At 61.7% G+C, this 18433-nt stretch carries 15 protein-coding genes and 1 riboswitch; of the genes, 5 read left to right on the top strand and 10 right to left on the bottom strand.

The annotated features are described in order from the left end of the window. The 7 genes from uca to N1937_RS27725 all read right to left on the bottom strand — a co-directional run bounded on the left by uca (nt 1) and on the right by N1937_RS27725 (nt 9121). Nucleotides 1-3540: an urea carboxylase gene (uca, locus tag N1937_RS27755; RefSeq protein WP_260060192.1), complete on the bottom strand. Its 3540-nt coding sequence runs from the start codon at nt 3538-3540 to the stop codon at nt 1-3. A gap of 3 nt (nt 3541-3543) precedes the next feature. Then, nucleotides 3544-4194: an urea amidolyase associated protein UAAP2 gene (locus N1937_RS27750; RefSeq protein WP_260060191.1), complete on the bottom strand. Its 651-nt coding sequence runs from the start codon at nt 4192-4194 to the stop codon at nt 3544-3546. A 12-nt stretch (nt 4195-4206) separates the two neighbouring features. Then, nucleotides 4207-5028: an urea amidolyase associated protein UAAP1 gene (locus N1937_RS27745; protein ID WP_260060190.1), complete on the bottom strand. Its 822-nt coding sequence runs from the start codon at nt 5026-5028 to the stop codon at nt 4207-4209. After that, the gene (locus N1937_RS27740; protein ID WP_260060189.1) at nt 5025-5855 is read right to left on the bottom strand and encodes an ABC transporter ATP-binding protein; all 831 of its coding nucleotides are present in this window, start codon (nt 5853-5855) and stop codon (nt 5025-5027) included. The genes N1937_RS27745 and N1937_RS27740 overlap by 4 nt, the downstream gene beginning before the upstream one ends. Continuing rightward, nucleotides 5852-6670, bottom strand: coding sequence for an ABC transporter permease (locus tag N1937_RS27735; RefSeq protein WP_260060188.1), 819 nt, complete (start codon nt 6668-6670; stop codon nt 5852-5854). Before N1937_RS27735 ends, N1937_RS27740 begins: the two co-directional genes overlap by 4 nt. A 65-nt stretch (nt 6671-6735) precedes the next feature. Next, on the bottom strand, nt 6736-7809 hold the full coding sequence (locus tag N1937_RS27730; protein ID WP_260060187.1) for a putative urea ABC transporter substrate-binding protein: 1074 nt from the start codon (nt 7807-7809) through the stop codon (nt 6736-6738). 74 nt (nt 7810-7883) lie between these two features. Further along, nucleotides 7884-7992: riboswitch (guanidine-I (ykkC/yxkD leader) on the bottom strand. A 211-nt stretch (nt 7993-8203) separates the two neighbouring features. Continuing rightward, entirely contained in the window at nt 8204-9121 is a 918-nt protein-coding gene (locus tag N1937_RS27725; RefSeq protein WP_260060186.1) for a helix-turn-helix domain-containing protein, read from the bottom strand. 84 nt (nt 9122-9205) lie between these two features. Here N1937_RS27725 and N1937_RS27720 point away from each other — a divergent pair, with 84 nt between their 5' ends. The 5 genes from N1937_RS27720 (at nt 9206) to N1937_RS27700 (ending at nt 15407) form a co-directional block, all read left to right on the top strand. After that, nucleotides 9206-10480, top strand: a complete 1275-nt coding sequence (locus N1937_RS27720) for an extracellular solute-binding protein (RefSeq protein WP_260060185.1) — start codon at nt 9206-9208, stop codon at nt 10478-10480. Between the two features lie 83 nt (nt 10481-10563). Beyond that, nucleotides 10564-11424 (top strand): carbohydrate ABC transporter permease, encoded by an 861-nt coding sequence (locus N1937_RS27715; RefSeq protein WP_170278445.1) that lies wholly within the window; start codon nt 10564-10566, stop codon nt 11422-11424. Then, nucleotides 11421-12257, top strand: coding sequence for a carbohydrate ABC transporter permease (locus tag N1937_RS27710; protein ID WP_011649800.1), 837 nt, complete (start codon nt 11421-11423; stop codon nt 12255-12257). The genes N1937_RS27715 and N1937_RS27710 overlap by 4 nt, the downstream gene beginning before the upstream one ends. A 24-nt stretch (nt 12258-12281) precedes the next feature. Then, nucleotides 12282-13364 (top strand): ABC transporter ATP-binding protein, encoded by a 1083-nt coding sequence (locus N1937_RS27705; protein WP_207160224.1) that lies wholly within the window; start codon nt 12282-12284, stop codon nt 13362-13364. Nucleotides 13365-13403: 39 nt separating this feature from the next. After that, nucleotides 13404-15407, top strand: a complete 2004-nt coding sequence (locus N1937_RS27700) for an aldo/keto reductase (RefSeq protein WP_260060180.1) — start codon at nt 13404-13406, stop codon at nt 15405-15407. 42 nt (nt 15408-15449) lie between these two features. On the opposite strand, the gene cydX is transcribed toward N1937_RS27700, so the two are convergent. The 3 genes from cydX to N1937_RS27685 form a co-directional block, all read right to left on the bottom strand. Next, on the bottom strand, nt 15450-15572 hold the full coding sequence (gene cydX, locus N1937_RS27695) for a cytochrome bd-I oxidase subunit CydX (protein WP_162116718.1): 123 nt from the start codon (nt 15570-15572) through the stop codon (nt 15450-15452). A gap of 98 nt (nt 15573-15670) precedes the next feature. Then, nucleotides 15671-16825 carry a cytochrome d ubiquinol oxidase subunit II gene (gene cydB / locus N1937_RS27690; protein ID WP_260060178.1) on the bottom strand — a complete coding sequence of 385 codons (1155 nt, stop codon included), beginning with the start codon at nt 16823-16825 and terminating at the stop codon, nt 15671-15673. Between the two features lie 6 nt (nt 16826-16831). After that, entirely contained in the window at nt 16832-18412 is a 1581-nt protein-coding gene (locus tag N1937_RS27685; RefSeq protein WP_260060177.1) for a cytochrome ubiquinol oxidase subunit I, read from the bottom strand. Nucleotides 18413-18433: the final 21 nt, after the last annotated feature.

Below are 18433 nucleotides of genomic sequence, written 5' to 3'. Positions count from 1 at the left end.
TCAGCATTCCTCCAGGACGACGATGATATCGCCGGCTTTGACGTTTCTCCCCGGCCCGGCGCGCAGGTCGCGGACGCGGCCTGCCGCATGGGCGGTGACGTTGATTTCCATTTTCATCGATTCGATGATGGCAAGCGTATCGCCGGCCGCAACCGGGGAGCCCGGCTCGACCAGCAGTTTCCAGATATTGCCGGGCACGGCGCTGGCAACCCCGAAGCAACCGTCGGGAATATCCCCATCGGGACTTTCGCCCGTGCCTTCGTCGGTGACGAAGCTGTCGAGCCCGGCTTCCTTCCAACGCTGGCGCTCAGTATCGAAGGCGGCCTGCTGCGTTGCCTTGAAGCGGCCGATCGACGCCGAATTCGCCTGCAACTCCTTCTCATAGGCGGCGTAGGAGAATTCCGTCTCCTCGATCCGGATCGGATAACCGCCATGCGGGAAGGCGGCGCGCGCCTCCGTCAACTCCTGATTGCTGACCGGGAAGAAGCGGATCTGGTCGAAGAAATTCAGCAGCCAAGGTTTTCCCTTGGCAAAGACCGGCGTCTCCCGCCAAGTGTTCCAGACTTGGATGGTGCGGCCAAAGAGCTGGTAGCCGCCCGGTCCTTCCATGCCGTAAATGCACATATAGGCGCCGCCGATGCCGACGGCATTTTCCGGCGTCCAGGTGCGGGCGGGATTATACTTCGTCGTGACGAGACGGTGGCGCGGATCGGTCGGGGTCGCAACCGGCGCGCCGAGATAGACATCGCCGAGTCCCAGCACGAGGTAGCTGGCATCAAAGACGATATCGCGAACGGCCCGTTCGTCTGGAAGGCCGTTGATGCGGCGGATGAACTCGATATTCGACGGGCACCATGGCGCATTCGGGCGCACCAGCTCCTGATATTTGCGCATCGCAAGCTCCGCATCCGGATCGTTCCAGGAAAGCGGCAGATGCACGATGCGGCTCGGCACCGTGACCTCCTGGGCTGCCGGAAGCGTCGCCTCGATCTCGCAGAGCAGCCCCAGCAGGCGCCGGCGCGTCAGCTGCGTGCCGTCATAATGGATCTGCAGCGAGCGGATGCCGGGGGTAAGGTCGACGATGCCGGGAAGGCGAGCCTCGACAACGGCCTGCATCAGCAGATGCACCCGCAGCCGAAGCGCGATATCAAGCGTCATCGGCCCATATTCGACGAGCAGGTTGTCGTCGCCCTGCCGGCGATAGACGACCGAAACCGGTCCCTCCTCGCTGGTGCCGACGATCGGCGAACCCGTTTCTTCCGCGACCCGCCGTACCGCTGGACCAGCGATCGGGTCTTCCGGCCGCACGACTGCATGAAAGCGGATACGGTCGCCGGGCTTGAACTGGCCCATCTTCCACTGCTCGTCGCGGGCAATCACCGCCGGGCAGACGAAGCCGCCAAGGCTTGGGCCATCGGGGCCGAGAATGATCGGCATGTCGCCGGTGAAATCGATCGCCCCGATCGCATAGGCATTGTCGTGCAGGTTGGAGGGGTGCAGCCCAGCCTCGCCGCCATCGTGGCGCGCCCAAACCGGGGCAGGACCGATGAGGCGAACGCCGGTGCGGGCGCTGTTGAAATGCACTTCGTAGGCCGTCGAGAACAGCGTCTCGATATCGTTATCCTCGAAGAAATCTGGCGCGCCGTGCGGACCGTAGACCACGCCGACATCCCATTCGCGCGTCAAGGCGGCCGGCTCCGTTGCCGGTCCGGCCGGTTCGGCCGGCGCCTCCCGAGCAAAATGCAGCACATGTCCTGTCTTCAGCGTACCGGTGGCGTTGCCGCCGAACTGACCGAGGCCGAAAGTCGCGCGCGAACCGAGCACGACGGGTGCGGCAAAACCGCCGGCGACGGCGAGATAGGCGCGCTGTCCTGGTCCTTCGATCGTACCAATCGACAGAACCTGACCGGCACGGATCAGTACTGGCGCATCATGCGGCAACTTTATGCCGTCGCATGTCATCGCCATCCGGGCGCCGGCAAGCGCGATCGTCTGGTCGGCATAAAACCGCAATGTCGGGCCGGAAACCGTCAATTCGAGTGCAGCCGTCACGTCGATATTGCCGACCAGCCGGTTGGCATGGCGGAAGGAGCGCTCGTCCATCGGACCGCTCGGCGGCACGCCGACATGCCAGAGGCCGAGCCGGCCCGGCAGTTCCTGGATGCTTGACTGTGCGCCCGGTGCGAGAACCTCGACGACATCGGGAACGAAGGCGAAGTCGCGCAGCGCCGTCGTCGCCACTTTGGCGCCGGCAAGCAGCTCGGAAGCGGCGATCGTTCTCAAATAATCGAGATTGGTCTCGATGCCTGATATCGACGTTTCGGCGAGTGCTGCCTTCAGCTTCTCGATCGCCGCCGGCCGGTCTTCCGCCGCCACGATCAGCTTGGCGAGCATCGGATCATAGAAGGGCGTGACCTCGGTTCCCGTCTCGATCCAGCCGTCGACGCGAGCATTGTCCGGGAAGACAACCTCGGTCAGCAGGCCGGCGCTCGGGCGGAAATCGGCATGCGGCATCTCGGCATAGATACGCATCTCGATCGCCGCACCCTTCGGCGTCAGGCCTCTGGCGCCCGAGAGCACGTCCTCGCCGGCCGCCTGCCGGATCATCCATTCGACGAGGTCGATGCCGAAGACGGCTTCCGTGACAGGATGCTCGACCTGCAGGCGGGTATTGACCTCAAGGAAATAGAATTCCTCACGCTGGGGATCATAGATGAATTCGACGGTGCCGGCCGATTCATAGGAGACCGAGCTTCCCAAATCGATCGCCGCCTTGTGCAGCCGCGCCCTTGTCTCCGCGGAGAGGCCAGGTGCAGGAGTCTCCTCGACGACCTTCTGGTTCCGCCGCTGCAGCGAGCAGTCGCGTTCGCCAAGCGCGATCACGCGGCCCTTGCCGTCGCCGAAGATCTGTACCTCGACATGGCGTGCTTCGGCAACGAAGCGCTCGATATAGACACGCGCATCGCCGAAGCTGGCGCGGGCGGTCCGCTGTACGCTTTCGAAAGAGGCCCTGAGGCTTGCGGCATCGGCGCAGAGCTGCATGCCGATGCCGCCGCCGCCAGCCGTGCTCTTCAGCATGACGGGATAGCCGACGGTTTCTGCGGCCGAAAGCGCCTCTTCGACGCTCTGCAAGAGATCGGTGCCGGGCAGCAGCGGCACGCCGCTGGCTTTCGCCAGTTCGCGCGCCGTGTGCTTCAGGCCGAAGGCCGACAGATGTTCCGGCCGCGGGCCGATGAAGGCGATACCCTCGGCGGCAAGCCGCTCGGCAAAGCCGATATTCTCCGAGAGGAAGCCATAGCCCGGATGCACAGCCTGGGCTCCCGTCGCCTTGCAGGCGGCGATGACGGCATCGACGTTGAGATAGCTCTCGGCTGCCGGCGCCGGGCCGAGGCGCATGGCCTCGTCGGCGGTCAGCGCCGGCATCGAGAACCGATCGGCATCGGAATAGACGGCGACCGAGGCGATGCCCATCCTCTTCAATGTGCGGATGACGCGGACGGCGATTTCGCCGCGGTTGGCGATCAGGACCTTGGTAAACATCGATCAGTCCTCGCCGTCCCAGATCAGCACCCGGATCGGCGTCGGATCGAAGCCATTGCAGGGATTGTTGATCTGCGGGCAGTTGGAGATGACGCAGAGCACGTCCATCTCCGCCACCAGCTCGATATAGTCGCCGGGTGCGGAAATGCCGTCGACAATGGTCATCTCGCCGTTCGGCTTGATCGGCACGTTCATGAAGAAATTGATGTTCGGCACGATGTCGCGCTTGCTCATGCCGTGTTTGGTTACCTCGATCACGAAATTGTCGCGGCAGGCATGCAGGTATTTGGTGCCGTGGCCAAAGCGCACCGTGTTGCTCTCGCAGGAGCAGGCGCCAGCTGATGTATCGTGGCGGCCGCAGCTGTCGGCCGTCATGACCAGCATGACGTTGCCCTCGTTCGAGATGATCTTCGTGCCGGTGCCGATATAGGCGCCACCCTGCGCCCGCATCGTATCCTGGTCGGAATAACGCTCGGCAAAATCATCGGCGCGATAAAACAGCGTGTCGATTGCCTGTTGGCCGTAGCTGTCCTCGATGCGGATGGTCTGGCCCTTGCGCACGATGCCGGACCATGGCGCTTCGGCCGGAATGAAATGATCCTGCACGGCGTTTTCGAGGCCGCGCGAAGCAGAAGTCTTGATGAAATCGGTCATCTTTATCCTCCCTCAGGCCAGCATCGCGGCGTTATTCTCGAAGCCGCGCAGGGCTTCGGCGGTTGCGGTGCGCGAGAGGTCGTCGACTGCGGGCTCGGCTGCGCGAAAGCGCGTGACGATCACCGGCTTCGGCGCATAGACCGGGTCGGGATCGAGCGGATGCGGGCAATTCGAGAGGCCGACGATCATGTCCATTTCGGCGCGCAACTCGGTATAGTCGCCGCTGTTGGAGAGCTTGCCGCGCCAATGGAAGCCGCCGTCATCGTCGACGCGGACGGGGGCGAAGAGATTGAGAATCGCCGGAATATCGCGCCTGGTGAGACCAAGCTTGCCGGCGACGATCACGAGATTGTCGCGGGTATTGCGGGTCTTGATGCCGGGATATCTTGCAGCGTTCGACGCTGCCGTCGAGCCGCCCATCAGGCAGTCATGCGCGCCGGAACTATCCTCGATCAGAGAAAACATCACCCGGCCCATATCCGAGAAGATGACGCGGCCCTTGCCGAGGGCGGTCGTCCACTGCACCTTGACCGTATCGACGAGATTGAGCCGTTCGCTGGTATCAGTGGCGTTCCAGGCAACGAGCGCTACAGTCGATCCGCCTTCATTCTGGTCAATGCGGAGCGCCTCGCCGCGCTTGACCGCAGTCGACCAGTACCAGCCGCCGGGGATGGTTTCCTGATGGATGATCGCAGCCGCGTCGATCGCGGGAGCGGGCAGGGGGCTCGGCGCCGGCAAGGCCTTTGGGGCAAATTCCAGCCCCTTCTTCTGATGTTCCTCGTAGCGCTGCCGGTTGGCGGCGATTTCTTCGGGCGAACGCCTGACATGCATCATGGTTTTTCTCCTGACGGACTGGAAGCCGGGTCGTCCCGGCGAAGGCCCAGAGAAATGACCGGGCCGTCCCGGTCGGGGCTGAAGATGGAGGGCGTGCCGGCAAGCCTCGGCGGCCAGATCGAAATGTCCTTGGTGATTGTCGCGCCGTAGCGCTCCTTTTCCTCCGGGCGGTCACGCTTGCGCTCAAAGGCGACGACGCGCGTCGCCAGCGTGAAGGCCTCGCGCATGTCGTGCGTCACCATGACGACGGTCATCTGCGTTTCGTGCCAGAGCCGCTTCATCAACGTGTGGATTTCGGCGCGAATGCCGGGGTCGAGCGCGCCGAAGGGCTCATCGAGCAGCAACACCTTCGGCTTCATGATCAGCGCCTGCGCCAGCGCCAGGCGCTGCTGCATGCCGCCTGATAGTTGCGCCGGATATTTGTCCTCGGCGCCGGAAAGGCCGACTTCGGCAATCAGCCGCCGGGCTTCGTCGATGGCGTTTTGACGGGCAGCGCCGAAAAGCTTGGCCTTACAGCGAGACGCCGAGAGTTCCCGCCCGAGTAGCACGTTTCCGAGGACGGTCAGATGCGGGAAGACGGAGTAGCGTTGGAAGACGACGCCGCGATCCGGCCCCGGCTCCTGCGGCAGGGCTTCGCCGTCGAGCAGGATTGTCCCTCGCGTCGGCCGCTCCTGGCCGAGCAGCATGCGCAGGAATGTCGACTTGCCGCAGCCGGATGAGCCGACGAGAGCGACGAAGGCGCGCGAGGCGACCGTCAGCGACACGTCTTCGAGGACGATCTGGTCGCCATACTCTTTCCAGATCTTTTCGATCACCAACTCGCTCATGCCTGCTTCTCCAGCTCCGACCAGGGGAAGACGGCGATGCGGATGCGATCGAGGATATAATTCATGACCACGGCGAGCAGCGTGATCCAGACGACATAGGGAAAGATGATGTCCATCGAGAGATAACGGCGGACGAGGAAGATGCGGTAGCCGAGGCCGGAATCCGACGAGATCGCCTCGGCCGCAATCAGGAACAGCCAGGCTGGACCGAGCTGAAGCCTGAGGCAGGTGATCAGCCGCGGCAGGATCTGCGGCAGCACGACACGAAGGCCGATCTGCCAGGAGGAACCGCCGAGCGTTTCAGCCTTGACGATCTGTTCGCGCGGCAGCTCCAGCGCCTTCAGCGCGAGGTCGCGGATCATCGTCGGCGCGACGCCGATGACGATCAGCGCGATCTTCGAGGCTTCTCCGAGCCCCATGGCGATGAAGAGGATTGGCAGCAGCGCCAGTGGCGGCACCATCGAGATGACGGCCACGAAGGGGGAGAGCAGGGCTCGGAGATACGGCAGCATGCCGATCAGCATGCCGATGATAAGCGCGGTGACTGTGGAGATGCCGAGGCCGGCCAACAGCCGGATCAGGCTCGCCCCCGTATCGGACCAGAGCAGATATTGTCCGGTGCGCGGATCGGCGATGAAGGCCAGGCGGTCGATCGCATCTGCAAAACCGGCAAGGCCGGGCAGCAGCTTGTCGTTGGCGTTTTCCGCCAGCCGTTCGGCCGAGCCGACCGTGTAGACAACGGTCAGCAGCACGAAGGGCAGCAGCGTCAAGGCAAGCTGCGCGCCCCGGCTCGGCCTCGTGTTGATCCAGCGCATGAGGAAAGCTCCGCTGATGAAAGGTGGACGGCGCGGTCAACGCCGCGCCACTGCTTTGGGATCGCTCAGAGCGAACCGTCGGCGGCCGCCTTCATGTAGGTCTCGGTGAAGCGCAGCTTGACGTTGCCGCTGTCGCCGAGAACCTTCCCGTCCGGCATTTCGATGCCGATGACGTCGGCCGATGGCGCACCATTGCCGAGCAGACCCTTCTCGAACAGGAAGTTGCGGACGAGATCCATGGTCTTCGACAGGCTGCCCGAGGCTGTAAAGGCGACTGCATCGGCCGGCTTTGCAAACAGCTTGGTGGCGGCGAGCTGGGACTCGTAGCCCTTGAGATCGGTGCCCGATGCCTGGCCCATCGCCTCGCGCGCAGCCTTGCCATCGGCGCTGTCGGCGGTCAGGAGGGCGGCGGTTTCATACCAGATGCCGGCGAGCGCCTTGCCGAAATTCGGATTGTCCTTCAGCACGCCTGAATTGGCGACCATCAGGTCGATGATTTCGCCCGGCACCTGCGAGCTGTCGAAGACTTTCTTGGCCGTGGGATCCTCGAGAATGGTCGAGACCAGCGGGTTCCAGGTGACGACTGCGGTCACGTCTGCCGTTTTGTAGGCGGCGACCATATCGGCGTCGGACGTGTTGACCACCTTGACGTCACGCTCGGTCAGCTTGATGCTTTCGAGCGCGCGGGCAAGCAGATAATGCGAGACGGAAAATTCGACGAGATTGACATTCTGGCCCTTGATGTCGGCAAGGCTCGTCTTGTTCTTGAGGATGACGGCATCATTGCCGTTCGAGAAGTCGCCGACGATGACTGCTGTCGTATCGACGCCGCCGGCGGCCGGGATCGACAGGCCGTCCATGTTGGTCAGCGTCACGGCATCGAAGGCGCCGGCGGTATACTGGTTCATCGATTCGACGTAGTCGTTGAACTGGGTGACCTCGATCTTGATGCCGTATTTGTCGGCCCATTTCTTGACGATGCCGTGATCGGCGGCGTAGCCCCAGGGCATCCAGCCGACATAGATCGACCAGGCGACCTTGAAATCCGTCTTCTGTTCGGCTTTGGCTTGGCAAACGAGCCCGAGCGCCAGGGACGCCGTCAGGGCGGTCATGGAAAGAATCTTCGAAAAAGTCTGCATTGAAATTCCCCTTTTGCTTTTCTTCAAAAGGGATCGGCAATGACCATCGTGCCGCCAATCCCTTGGCTTACGAGGTCTCCCGGGCTTTTGTCCCGCCGTGCACCCGGCGGGATGTCTCCCTCGCCGGTGGCAGCTCTCGGACCAGTCACGTCTTGCGACGCCGGAACCCTAGCCACCAACTCTGCAAATACCGAAGCAAGGGGTGTGCCAAATTATAAATCATTGATTTCATTGATAATGCGATGGCATCAATTCTCCCGGAAATGCATAGTGCATGCACTTGCACAGAAAATGTGCGTATTCTGCCGCCACCTTAGGCGTTGGTTCTTTTTTGCCCAGTGAAAAACAAGTCGCAGGCAGACGCACAGAACGCCGAATTGCGGCCGGCCCTGAGCTAGTTGCGGAAAGCGCCGGAGGGCATCGTCGTCACCAGCCGGATGTCGCGGCGGAAATTCGACGGCGACATGCCGGCGATGTGGCGGAAGGACTTATTGAAGGCGCTGATCGAGCCGAAGCCGCTGTCCATCGCCACCTGCAGCACATTGGCGCCCTCGGTCATCAGCATCGCCTGGGCGCGCGACAGCCGCAGCAGCGTCACATATTTGCTGAGCGTCATGCCGGTCGATCGTTTGAACAGGTTCATCGCATATTTCGGATGCAGGTCGGCGGCGCGGGCGATATCGACGGAATCGATGTCGTGCAGGAAATTAGCGGCGATAAAATCGCACATGCGAGCCACGCTGCGCGAGGAATGCGGATGCGGGTGATCCCCTTCGAGATTGACGGTTGCCTGCGACGTCATCGAATAGGGTTCGAGCGCGATGCGCTCGATGCGCAGCAGCAGCTCGTCCACGGCATGCTGGGCCTTGGCGGGATCGCCTGAGTTGGCATAGCGAAACCAGCGGGTGAAGTTCTCGTTGTCGGCGGCGTCCGTTGCCGATGTCAGCAGCGTCTCGCCCTTCATCAGCCGGCTGGAAACGCTGATCGGCAGGCGCAGCCGGAAGAAATAGACGAGCGGCAGATGGGCGCCGGCATAGAGCGAATCGTCTGAGGATTCATCCATCTGATGCGGCTGGCCACCCCAGAAGAGGCACATTTCGCCGGCGTTCAACCGGAATTCATGGTCGCTCATGCGGTAATGAACGGTGCCGCGAATCGCGTAGTTGACCTCGACCTGCGCGTGCCAGTGCGGCATGGCCATAACAGGCGGATGAGCGTGAAATATTTGCAGCGCCGTCGGCAACCCCTCGATGCTGCTTGCGCCGGGCTGGTAGATTGCACGCGTACCGATCTTACTTTCCGCCAAATCCATGTTCCCTTTTTAGGAGACAGCCGCTCCCTTGCAGATAGTTTAACCGCGTTCGTAAGATCGGCAATTGAAAAGGGAGGATTTTCAATGCGTTTCAAACTTCTCGCTGCGACCGCAGCTGTCGCAATGCTTGCTTCCGGCTCCGCATTCGCGCAGCCGGCCAATCTCACCATCTGGAGCTGGAATGTCGCTGCATCGGCATTGAAGTCCACGCTTCCAGGCTTCAACAAGCAGTTTCCCGATATCAAGATCACCGTCGAGGACCTCGGCAACAGCCAGGTCTTCGACAAGACGCTCGCTGCCTGCGCTGCCGGCGGCGATGGCTTGCCCGACATTGTCAGCATCGAGAATTTCGAGGCTGAAATCTTCTGGAGCCGTTTCCCGGATTGCTTCGCCAATCTGAAGGAGCTCGGCTACACGGCCGATATCCAGGCGAAATTCCCTGACTTCAAGCGCACCGAGCTCGAGGTCGGCGATGTCGCTTACGCCATGCCGTGGGATTCCGGCCCCGTCGCCGTCTTCTACCGCCGCGATCTCTACGAAAAGGCCGGCGTCGATCCGAGCACGATCAGCACCTGGGACGATTTCATCGCCGCCGGCAAGAAGATTTCCGCCGCCAATCCCGGCGTCGTCATGGCCCAGGCCGACTTCAACGGCGACAGCGAATGGTTTCGCATGATCGCCAACGAACAGGGCTGCGGCTATTACTCGACCGACGGCCAGAATATCACCATCAACCAGCCGGCCTGCGTCGCCTCGCTGCAAAAGGTGAAGGAAATGAAGGATGCCGGCACGCTGACGGCAGCAAACTGGGACGAAAAGATCCAGGCCAATACCGCCGGCAAGGCCGCAAGCCAGCTGTATGGCGGCTGGTACGAGGGCACCGTGCGCTCGACCTCGCCCGATCTGAAGGGCAAGTGGGGCGTCTACAGAATGCCGAGCCTGACGGCCGATGGCCCGCATGCGGCCAATCTCGGCGGTTCGTCGCTCGCCATTTCGGCGACATCCGCGAATAAGGAAGCCGCCTGGAAATTCGTCAACTACGCCCTCGGCACGGATGAGGGCCAGATCACCATGCTGAAGGAATTCGGTCTGGTCCCGTCGCTGCTTTCGGCCGAGAAGGATCCCTTCGTCAACGAGCCGCAGCCCTATTGGGGCGGCCAGAAGGTCTGGGCCGATATTCTGGCGACACTGCCCAAGATCGTGCCGAGCCGCGGCACCGCCTTCCAGAGCGATGCCGAAGCCATCTTCAAGGCGACGCAGACGAAGTTCTTCGCTGGCGGCTATCCCGATGCAAAGGCGGCTCTCGACGATGCCGCCAAGCAGATTGCTTCGGCGACCGGCCTTCCGATCGCGCAATGAATGACGATGCCGGGCGCTTCAGGCGCCCGGTTTCCCCCCGGCTTGCAAAGCAGCCGGTCATTCGTTCGTGAGGAGGAGGCTTGATGCCGTTCAGAACCCGGAGCGCCTATGCGTTCCTCGCCCCCTATCTGCTGGTCTTTGCCACCTTCTGGGTCTGGCCGATCATCAATTCGTTCCTGATTTCGTTTCAGAACACGCGAATCAATCCGTGGAAATTCAGTTTCCAAGCCAATTGGGGCCGGCTCTTCTATGACCCGGCTTTCTACAACGCTCTCTACAATACGCTGATCATCTTGGTGATCCAGGTGCCTGTGATGATCGCGCTTGCGACAGTCATGGCCGTGCTGCTCAATTCGCCGCTGCTGAAAGCCCGGCCGCTCTTCCGCTTCGCCTTCTTTGCGCCTGTCGTCGTCGGCGAGGTCGCCTACGCTGCCGTCTTCCGGCTGATGTTCAGCCTCGATTTCGGCATCATCAACAAGCTGATCTCGGCTGTTGGTCTCAGCCCGGTCTCCTGGTTCGACAATGCAAATGCCGCCATGGCGCTGATCATCCTTGCCGTCACATGGCGCTGGGCCGGCTACAACGCCATCATCATCCTCGCCGGCCTGCAGTCGATTCCCGATGATGTCTACGAGGCTGCGACGCTCGATCGGGTGAGCAAGGTCCAGCAGTTCTTCCACATCACCCTGCCACTCCTCAAACCGATCATCCTCTTCTGCGTGGTGCTCTCGGTGATCGGCACCATGCAGCTGTTCGCCGAGCCCTTCCTGATCACCAATCGCGGCGGTCCTGGCGGCGGCACCGAGACGCTCGGCCTGCTGCTTTATCGCCAGGGCTTCACCTCGCTGAACTTCGGCTATGCCTCGGCGATCGCCTATACGATGGCCGCCCTTGCCGTGGCGATCTCGCTTTTCAATCTCTGGGTCGGGAGGGATCCGAAATGAAATCCAAATCGCAATCCCTTCTGCTGCGCCAGATCGCGTTGCATGCCGCACTGGCGCCGCTGGCGCTGATCTGGCTGTTTCCGCTCTGGATGATGTTCGTCTTTTCGACCATGCCCGACAACGGCATCTTCAGTCCTGACATCGTGCTCTGGCCGTCGACCAACTTCGTCGAGAATTTCAAAAACCTGCAGGCCGATACCGATTTCATCGGCGCGATGGTGATCTCCATCGGCGTGGCGCTCATCTATACAGTGCTCTCGGTGCTGCTGACCTCGATGGCCGGCTGGGCGCTGGCGCGTTACCGTTTCGTCGGCCGCTCCGTCGTCATCGCCATCATCCTCGGCACGATCACGCTTCCGTTCTCCGTGGTCGTCATCCCGCAATTCATCATGGTGGCGCGCGAGTTCAAGCTGGCAAACACCTGGGTGGCGCTGATCGTGCCGCCGCTGTTCAATTCGCTCGGGGTGCTGTTCATGCGGCAATCCTTCTCAATGATGCCGGGCGAGCTCTTTGATGCGGCCCGAGTCGAGGGCGTCAAGGAATGGCAGATCTTCCTGCGCATCGCCTTGCCGCTGGCGCGCCCGACCATGGCGGCATTGGCGATCATTCTGTTCCTGCACTCGTGGAACAATTACCTCTGGCCGCTGCTGATCAATTCCAGACCGGGGATGATGACGGCGCCGGTGGCATTGGGAACGCTGATCGGCCTCACCAAGGTCTCCTGGGGCGGCATCATGGCCGGCGCGGTGCTGCTGACGGCGCCGATCCTCGTCATCTTCGTGGCTCTTCAGCGCCATTTCATCGCCGGCATCGCGGCCGGCGCAATCAAATAATCGGGCAAATAATCGGGAGGCTGCATGGCAGAGCTTTCACTCAGCAACATCGTCAAGCGCTTCGGCGGCTTTGAGATCATCCATGGCGCAAATCTGGAGGTGAAGGACGGCGAATTCGTCGTCTTCGTCGGCCCCTCCGGCTGCGGCAAGTCCACGCTGCTCAGGATGATCGCCGGCCTCGAGGACATTACATCAGGCGAGCTTCAGATCGGCGGCCGGGTCGTCAACGACGTCGAGCCGGCCGACCGCGGCATCGCCATGGTCTTCCAGTCCTATGCGCTCTATCCGCACCTGACGGTCGAGGAAAATTTGAGCTTCGGCCTGCGCATGAACGGCAATCCGAAAGCCGACACCGAGCGGCGCGTGCGCCATGTCGCCGAGATCCTGCAGATCACCGAACTGATGAAGCGCCGGCCAAAGCAGCTTTCCGGCGGTCAGCGCCAGCGTGTCGCGATCGGCCGCGCCATCGTCCGCGAACCCCAGGTCTTCCTGTTCGACGAACCTTTGTCGAACCTCGACGCCGAACTGCGCGTGCAGATGCGCGTCGAGATATCTAGACTGCACAAGAAGCTCGGCACGACGATGATCTACGTCACCCATGATCAGACGGAAGCGATGACGCTCGCCGACAGGATCGTCGTGCTGCGCGCCGGCAATATCGAGCAGATCGGCGCACCGCTCGATCTTTACGACGATCCCGCCAACCAGTTCGTCGCCGGTTTCGTCGGCTCGCCGAAGATGAATTTCCTCAAGGCCGTGGTGGTTGAGACGCAGCCGGGCAGGGCGGTGATTGCGTTGGAAAGCGATGCCAATACCCGTCTGACGCTGCCGGTCGCCGATCCCATCGAAGCCGGCGCAAAGGTGACGCTCGGCATCCGTCCCGAACATTTCGTCGATGCGGGCACGGGCGATGCCGACCTCACCGTTACCATCGACGTCGCCGAACATCTTGGCAATACCAGCTACATCTACGCCACCATCGGCCCCGAGCAACTGATCATCGAGCGGCCGGAATCGCGCGTCGCCGGCAATCGCGAAACGCTGACAGTCGGCCTTCCCGCCAGCCGCACATTCCTTTTCGACGGCGCCGGCAAGCGGCTTCGCTAAACTGAAATCCCAGGACAGAAAGACGAAAGAGGATTTTCCATGACTTCAGATCAACCGATCCGCTGGGGCATCATCGGCCCCGGCACCATCGCCCGCACTTTTGCAGACGGCGTCGCCCATTCTCGCACAGGAAAGCTGGTAGCGATTGCTACCCGCAATCCGGCAAAGCCGGGCCTTGCCGATGGTTTCTCCGGCGCCCGCATCGTCGACGGCTATGAGGCGCTGCTCTCCGACAAGGAGATCGATGCGATCTATATCGCCGTCCCTCACACCGGCCACGCCGAATGGGCAATCAAGGCGGCACGCGCCGGCAAGCACATCCTGGTGGAAAAGCCGATCGCCCTCTCGGCCTATGATGCCGAAGCGGTTTATTACGAGGCAAAAAAAGCCGGCGTCTTTGCCGGCGAGGCCTTCATGTATCGCGTGCATCCGCAGACGCAAAAGCTGGTCGAGCTCGTCAAAAGCGGCGTCATCGGCACCGTTCGGATCATCCGCTCGAGCTTCGGCTTCAATATGGGCAGCTACAAGCCGGAACACCGGCTTTTCGCCAACGATACCGCCGGCGGCGGTATTCTCGATGTCGGCGGTTATCCGGTCTCGATGGCCAGACTGATATCAGGCGCCGCAGAGGGCAAGGCCTTTCTCGAACCGGAGAAGGTTTCGGGCGTCGCCCATCTCGGAGAAAGCGGCGTCGATGAATGGGCATCTGCCGTGCTCAAATTCCCGAACGAGATCATCGCCGAAGTCTCCTGCTCGATCATGGCGCAGCAGGACAATGTACTGCGCATCATCGGCTCTGAAGGCCGAATCGAGGTCCAGGACTTCTGGTTTGCCTCCGGCCACAAGGGCGGCGTCGGCAAGATCGAGATCTTCAAGGGCGGCAGCCGAGAAACCGTCGAACTGAGGGAAGACCGCTGGCTCTATTCCTTCGAGGCGGACGCGGCCGGCGACGCCATCCGTGCCGGCAGAACCGAATTCAGCTCTCCCGGCATGAGCTGGGCAGATTCGATCGGAAACTTGCGTGTACTCGACCAGTGGCGCGCCTCGGTCGGTCTTGAATACGGCGTTGAGAAAGCCAGCAAGCGCACGGCAAACATTGCCGGCGGCACGGTCGCGCGTGGCAACGGCGTTCCGCAGCGTCAGATCCCCGGCATTTCCAAGCCGGCCTCGGTCGTCACACTCGGCTTCGAGTTCTTCCCGAACTTCGCCTCTGCCTCGCTGACGCTCGACGCCTTCTACGAGGCCGGCGGCAATGCCTTCGACACGGCCTATGTCTATGGCGGCGGCAAGACGGAAGCGATCTTCGGCGACTGGCACACGAGCCGCAAGGTGCCGCGCGAGGAGATCGTGCTGATCGGCAAGGGTGCCCACTCGCCGCTCTGCTATCCCGATATGATCGCAAAGCAGCTCGACCAGACGCTTTCGAGGCTGAAGACTGACTATGTCGACATCTATTTCATGCATCGCGACAATACCGACGTGCCCGTCGGCGAGTTCGTCGATGCCATGGATGCCGAGGTCAAGCGTGGACGCATCCGCGGCATATTCGGTGGCTCGAACTGGACGCGGACCCGCTTCGACGAAGCGATCGCCTATGCCGAAAAGACCGGCAAGACGGCGCCGGCAGCGCTTTCTAACAACTTCTCGCTCGCCGAGATGCTCGACCCGATCTGGGCCGGCTGCGTTGCCGCTTCCGATGACGACTGGAAAAAATGGCTGAACGAGAAGCAGATCCCGAACTTTGCCTGGTCGAGCCAGGGCCGTGGCTTCTTTACCGACCGCGCCGGCCGCGACAAGCGGGATGATGAGGAGATCGTCAGGGTCTGGTATTCCGAGCGTAACTTCGGACGCCGCGACCGCGCCATCGAGCTTGCCAACAAGCTCGGCCGCAATCCGATCCACATCGCGCTCGCCTACGTGATCGCCCAGCCTTTCCCGGTCATTCCGCTGATCGGGCCGCGCACCGTCGCCGAACTGGAAGACAGTCTCTCGGCGCTCGACATCAAGCTGACACCCGATCAGGTGAAGTGGCTGGAAGGCTGAAGCTAGCGAGAGGGCGCGGCCTGAACCGCGCCCTTTGTTTTTCTACTTGCGCGGCTCGGACGCTTTGTTCCTGGCTGCGTCGTCCATCAGCTCATACCACATGGCGTTGAGGACGGCGAAGGCGGCGGCCAGCGGCAGGCCGAGGATCCATGCGAAATACCACATCGTTTCATCTCCCTCAGAGCAATTCCAGGAAAACTGCGAAGCGGTTTTCCGTCCGGAATTGCGTAAAAACAAAGGTTAGAGCGGTTCTGCTGAACCGCTCAGTAGGCGTGGCTGTTCTTGTCGGTGACGGACTTCTCATCGATCTTGCCCCACAGAACCTTGTAGACCCAGGCTGTGTAGGCGAAGATGATCGGCAGGAAGATCACCGTCACTACAAGCATGATGAACAGCGTCATGTGGCTGGAGGATGCATCCCAGACCGTCAGGCTCGATCGCGGATCGAGCGAGGAGGGCAGGATGAATGGGAACATCGACAGCCCGACCGTCGAAATGATCCCGAAGATCGCGACCTTGCTGAAGAGTAGCGTCATGACCTCGCGCCTTGCCCGCATGGCAATGAAGGCCAGTGCAGCGCCGACGAAGCCGAGGACGGGTGCGGTGATCATCCATGAATGAGCGGCGTAATTGGCAAGCCACGCGCCTTTCTCCAGCGCCACGGTCTTCAGCAGCGGATTGGAGGGACCGATCGGGCTGATCTCGCTGGTGATGCGATAGCCACCGACGCCGATCCACAGGAAGAGGCCGCCGAGCGCGAAAAGCACGATGACACCAAGGGCGGCGATGCTGCCATAGCGTCTGGCACGCTCGGCAACCGAGCCACTCGACTTCAACACCAGCCAAGCCGCACCATGCATCGTCAGCATAGCCAGGGAAAGCAGGCCGCAGAGCAGCGCATAGGGGTTGAGCAGGGCGAAGAACGAACCTTCGTAGAAGATCCGCATATCGTCGGCAAAGCGGAAAGGCACGCCCTGCAGCACATTGCCGACGGCGACGCCGAAGATCAGCGACGGCACGAAGCCGCCGACGAAGAGTGCCCAGTCCCAGCCATTACGCCAATTGGTGCTTTCCCGCTTCGAACGATATTTGAAACCGACCGGACGCAGGATGAGCGCGAAGAGGATCGCGAACATCGCCAGATAGAAGCCCGAGAAGGAGACCGCATAAAGCGGCGGCCAAGCGGCGAAGATGGCGCCGCCGCCGAGGATCAGCCAGACCTGGTTACCTTCCCAGGTGGCGCCGATGGTGTTGATCGCCACGCGCCGTTCCGTATCGGTCCGGGCAACGAAAGGCAGCAGCGTGCCGACGCCGAGATCGAAACCGCCTGTCGTCGCAAAGGCGATCAGCAATACGCCGAGCAGCAGCCACCAGATGAGACGCAGGGTTTCATAGTCGATGAGTTCGTGAAGGATCATGGCAGGTCACTCCGCGGCCGGGACGAGGGTTTCGGAAATCAGAACCGCTTCCGGCTCGTCGTCCGGCTCCGGCCCTTGCTTGATTGCCTTGATCATCAGGCCCATCTCGATGACGATCAGCGTCGTGTAGAGTGCCGCAAAGCCGATGATGGTCAGAAGCACGGTGCCGGCGCCGAGGCTGGAGACGGCAGCGGCTGTCGGCAGAACGCCTTCGATCACCCAGGGCTGGCGGCCAAACTCGGCGACCACCCAGCCGAGTTCGATGGCGACCCAGGGCAGGGGGATCGCCAGCACGGCAACCTTCAGAAGCAGCGGATATTTGTCGAGATGGCGGCGCGCCGACAGCCAGAAGAAGGTGACGGTCAGCAGGATGAAGAAGATACCGAGGCCAACCATGATGCGGAAGGACCAGAAGAGCGTCGGTACGTGCGGGATCGTATCACGCGCAGCGTGAACGATCTGCTCGTCAGTCGCCTGGCGCGGATCGTCGACGTAACGCTTCAGCAGAAGAGCGTAGCCGAGATCATGGCCGAGATCCTCGAAGGAGTTGCGCACTTCCTGCGCAACCTGGTCCTGTGTCGGTGCCGAACGGATCTGCATCAGCGCGTCGTAAGCCTTGATCCCGCCCCGAATGCGGGTTTCGGCCTGCTGTTCGAGCTTGTCGATGCCGGGGATTTCGGTCGTCAGCGAGCGCGTGCCGATCAGGCCCATGACCCAGGGAAGGTGCACGGCAAAATGCGTTTCGCGCGCCTCCTGGTCGGGGAAGCCAAAGGCGGTGAAGGCCGCCGGCGCCGGTTCCGTCTTCCACATGCCCTCGATTGCCGCGAGCTTCATCTTCTGGTTCTCGGTGGCGAGATAACCGCTCTCGTCGCCAAGCACGACGACTGATAGTGCCGATGCGAGGCCGAAGGAGGCGGCGACCGTCATCGAGCGCTTGGCAAGTTCGATATGCCGGCCTTTGAGGATATACCAGGCAGAAACGCCGAGCACGAAGATCGAGGCGCAGACGTAACCTGCCGATACCGTATGGACGAATTTCGCCTGGGCAACCGGGTTGAAGACCACGTCGAAGAAGCTTGTGATCTCCATGCGCATCGTCTGCGGATTGAGCGCCGAGCCGACGGGATTCTGCATCCAGCCATTGGCGATCAGGATCCAGAGCGCGGAAAAGTTCGAGCCGAGCGCCACCGCCCAGGTGGCGACCAGATGGCCGACCTTCGACAGTTTGTCCCAGCCGAAGAAGAACAGCCCGACGAAGGTCGCTTCGAGGAAGAAGGCCATCAGGCCTTCGATCGCCAGCGGCGCGCCAAAGATGTCGCCGACATAATAGCTGTAATAGCTCCAGTTCATGCCGAACTGGAATTCCATGACGATGCCGGTGGCGACACCGATCACGAAATTGATGCCGAACAGCGTGCCCCAGAATTTCGTCATCTGCCGCCAGATCTGGCGGCCGGTCATGACATAAACGGTTTCCATGATCGCCAAGAGCACGGACAGGCCGAGCGTCAAGGGCACGAACAGAAAGTGGTAAAGCGCCGTCAGCGCAAATTGGAAGCGCGAAAGTGCTACGATATCTAGTTCCATTGTCTTTCTCCCACGGTCCCA

It is taken from the genome of Rhizobium sp. WSM4643, from assembly GCF_025152745.1.
Taxonomy (GTDB): Bacteria; Pseudomonadota; Alphaproteobacteria; order Rhizobiales; family Rhizobiaceae; genus Rhizobium; species Rhizobium leguminosarum_I.
Note: the sequence above shows the minus strand (reverse complement) of the source record. Positions and strands in the feature narration are given on the sequence as shown.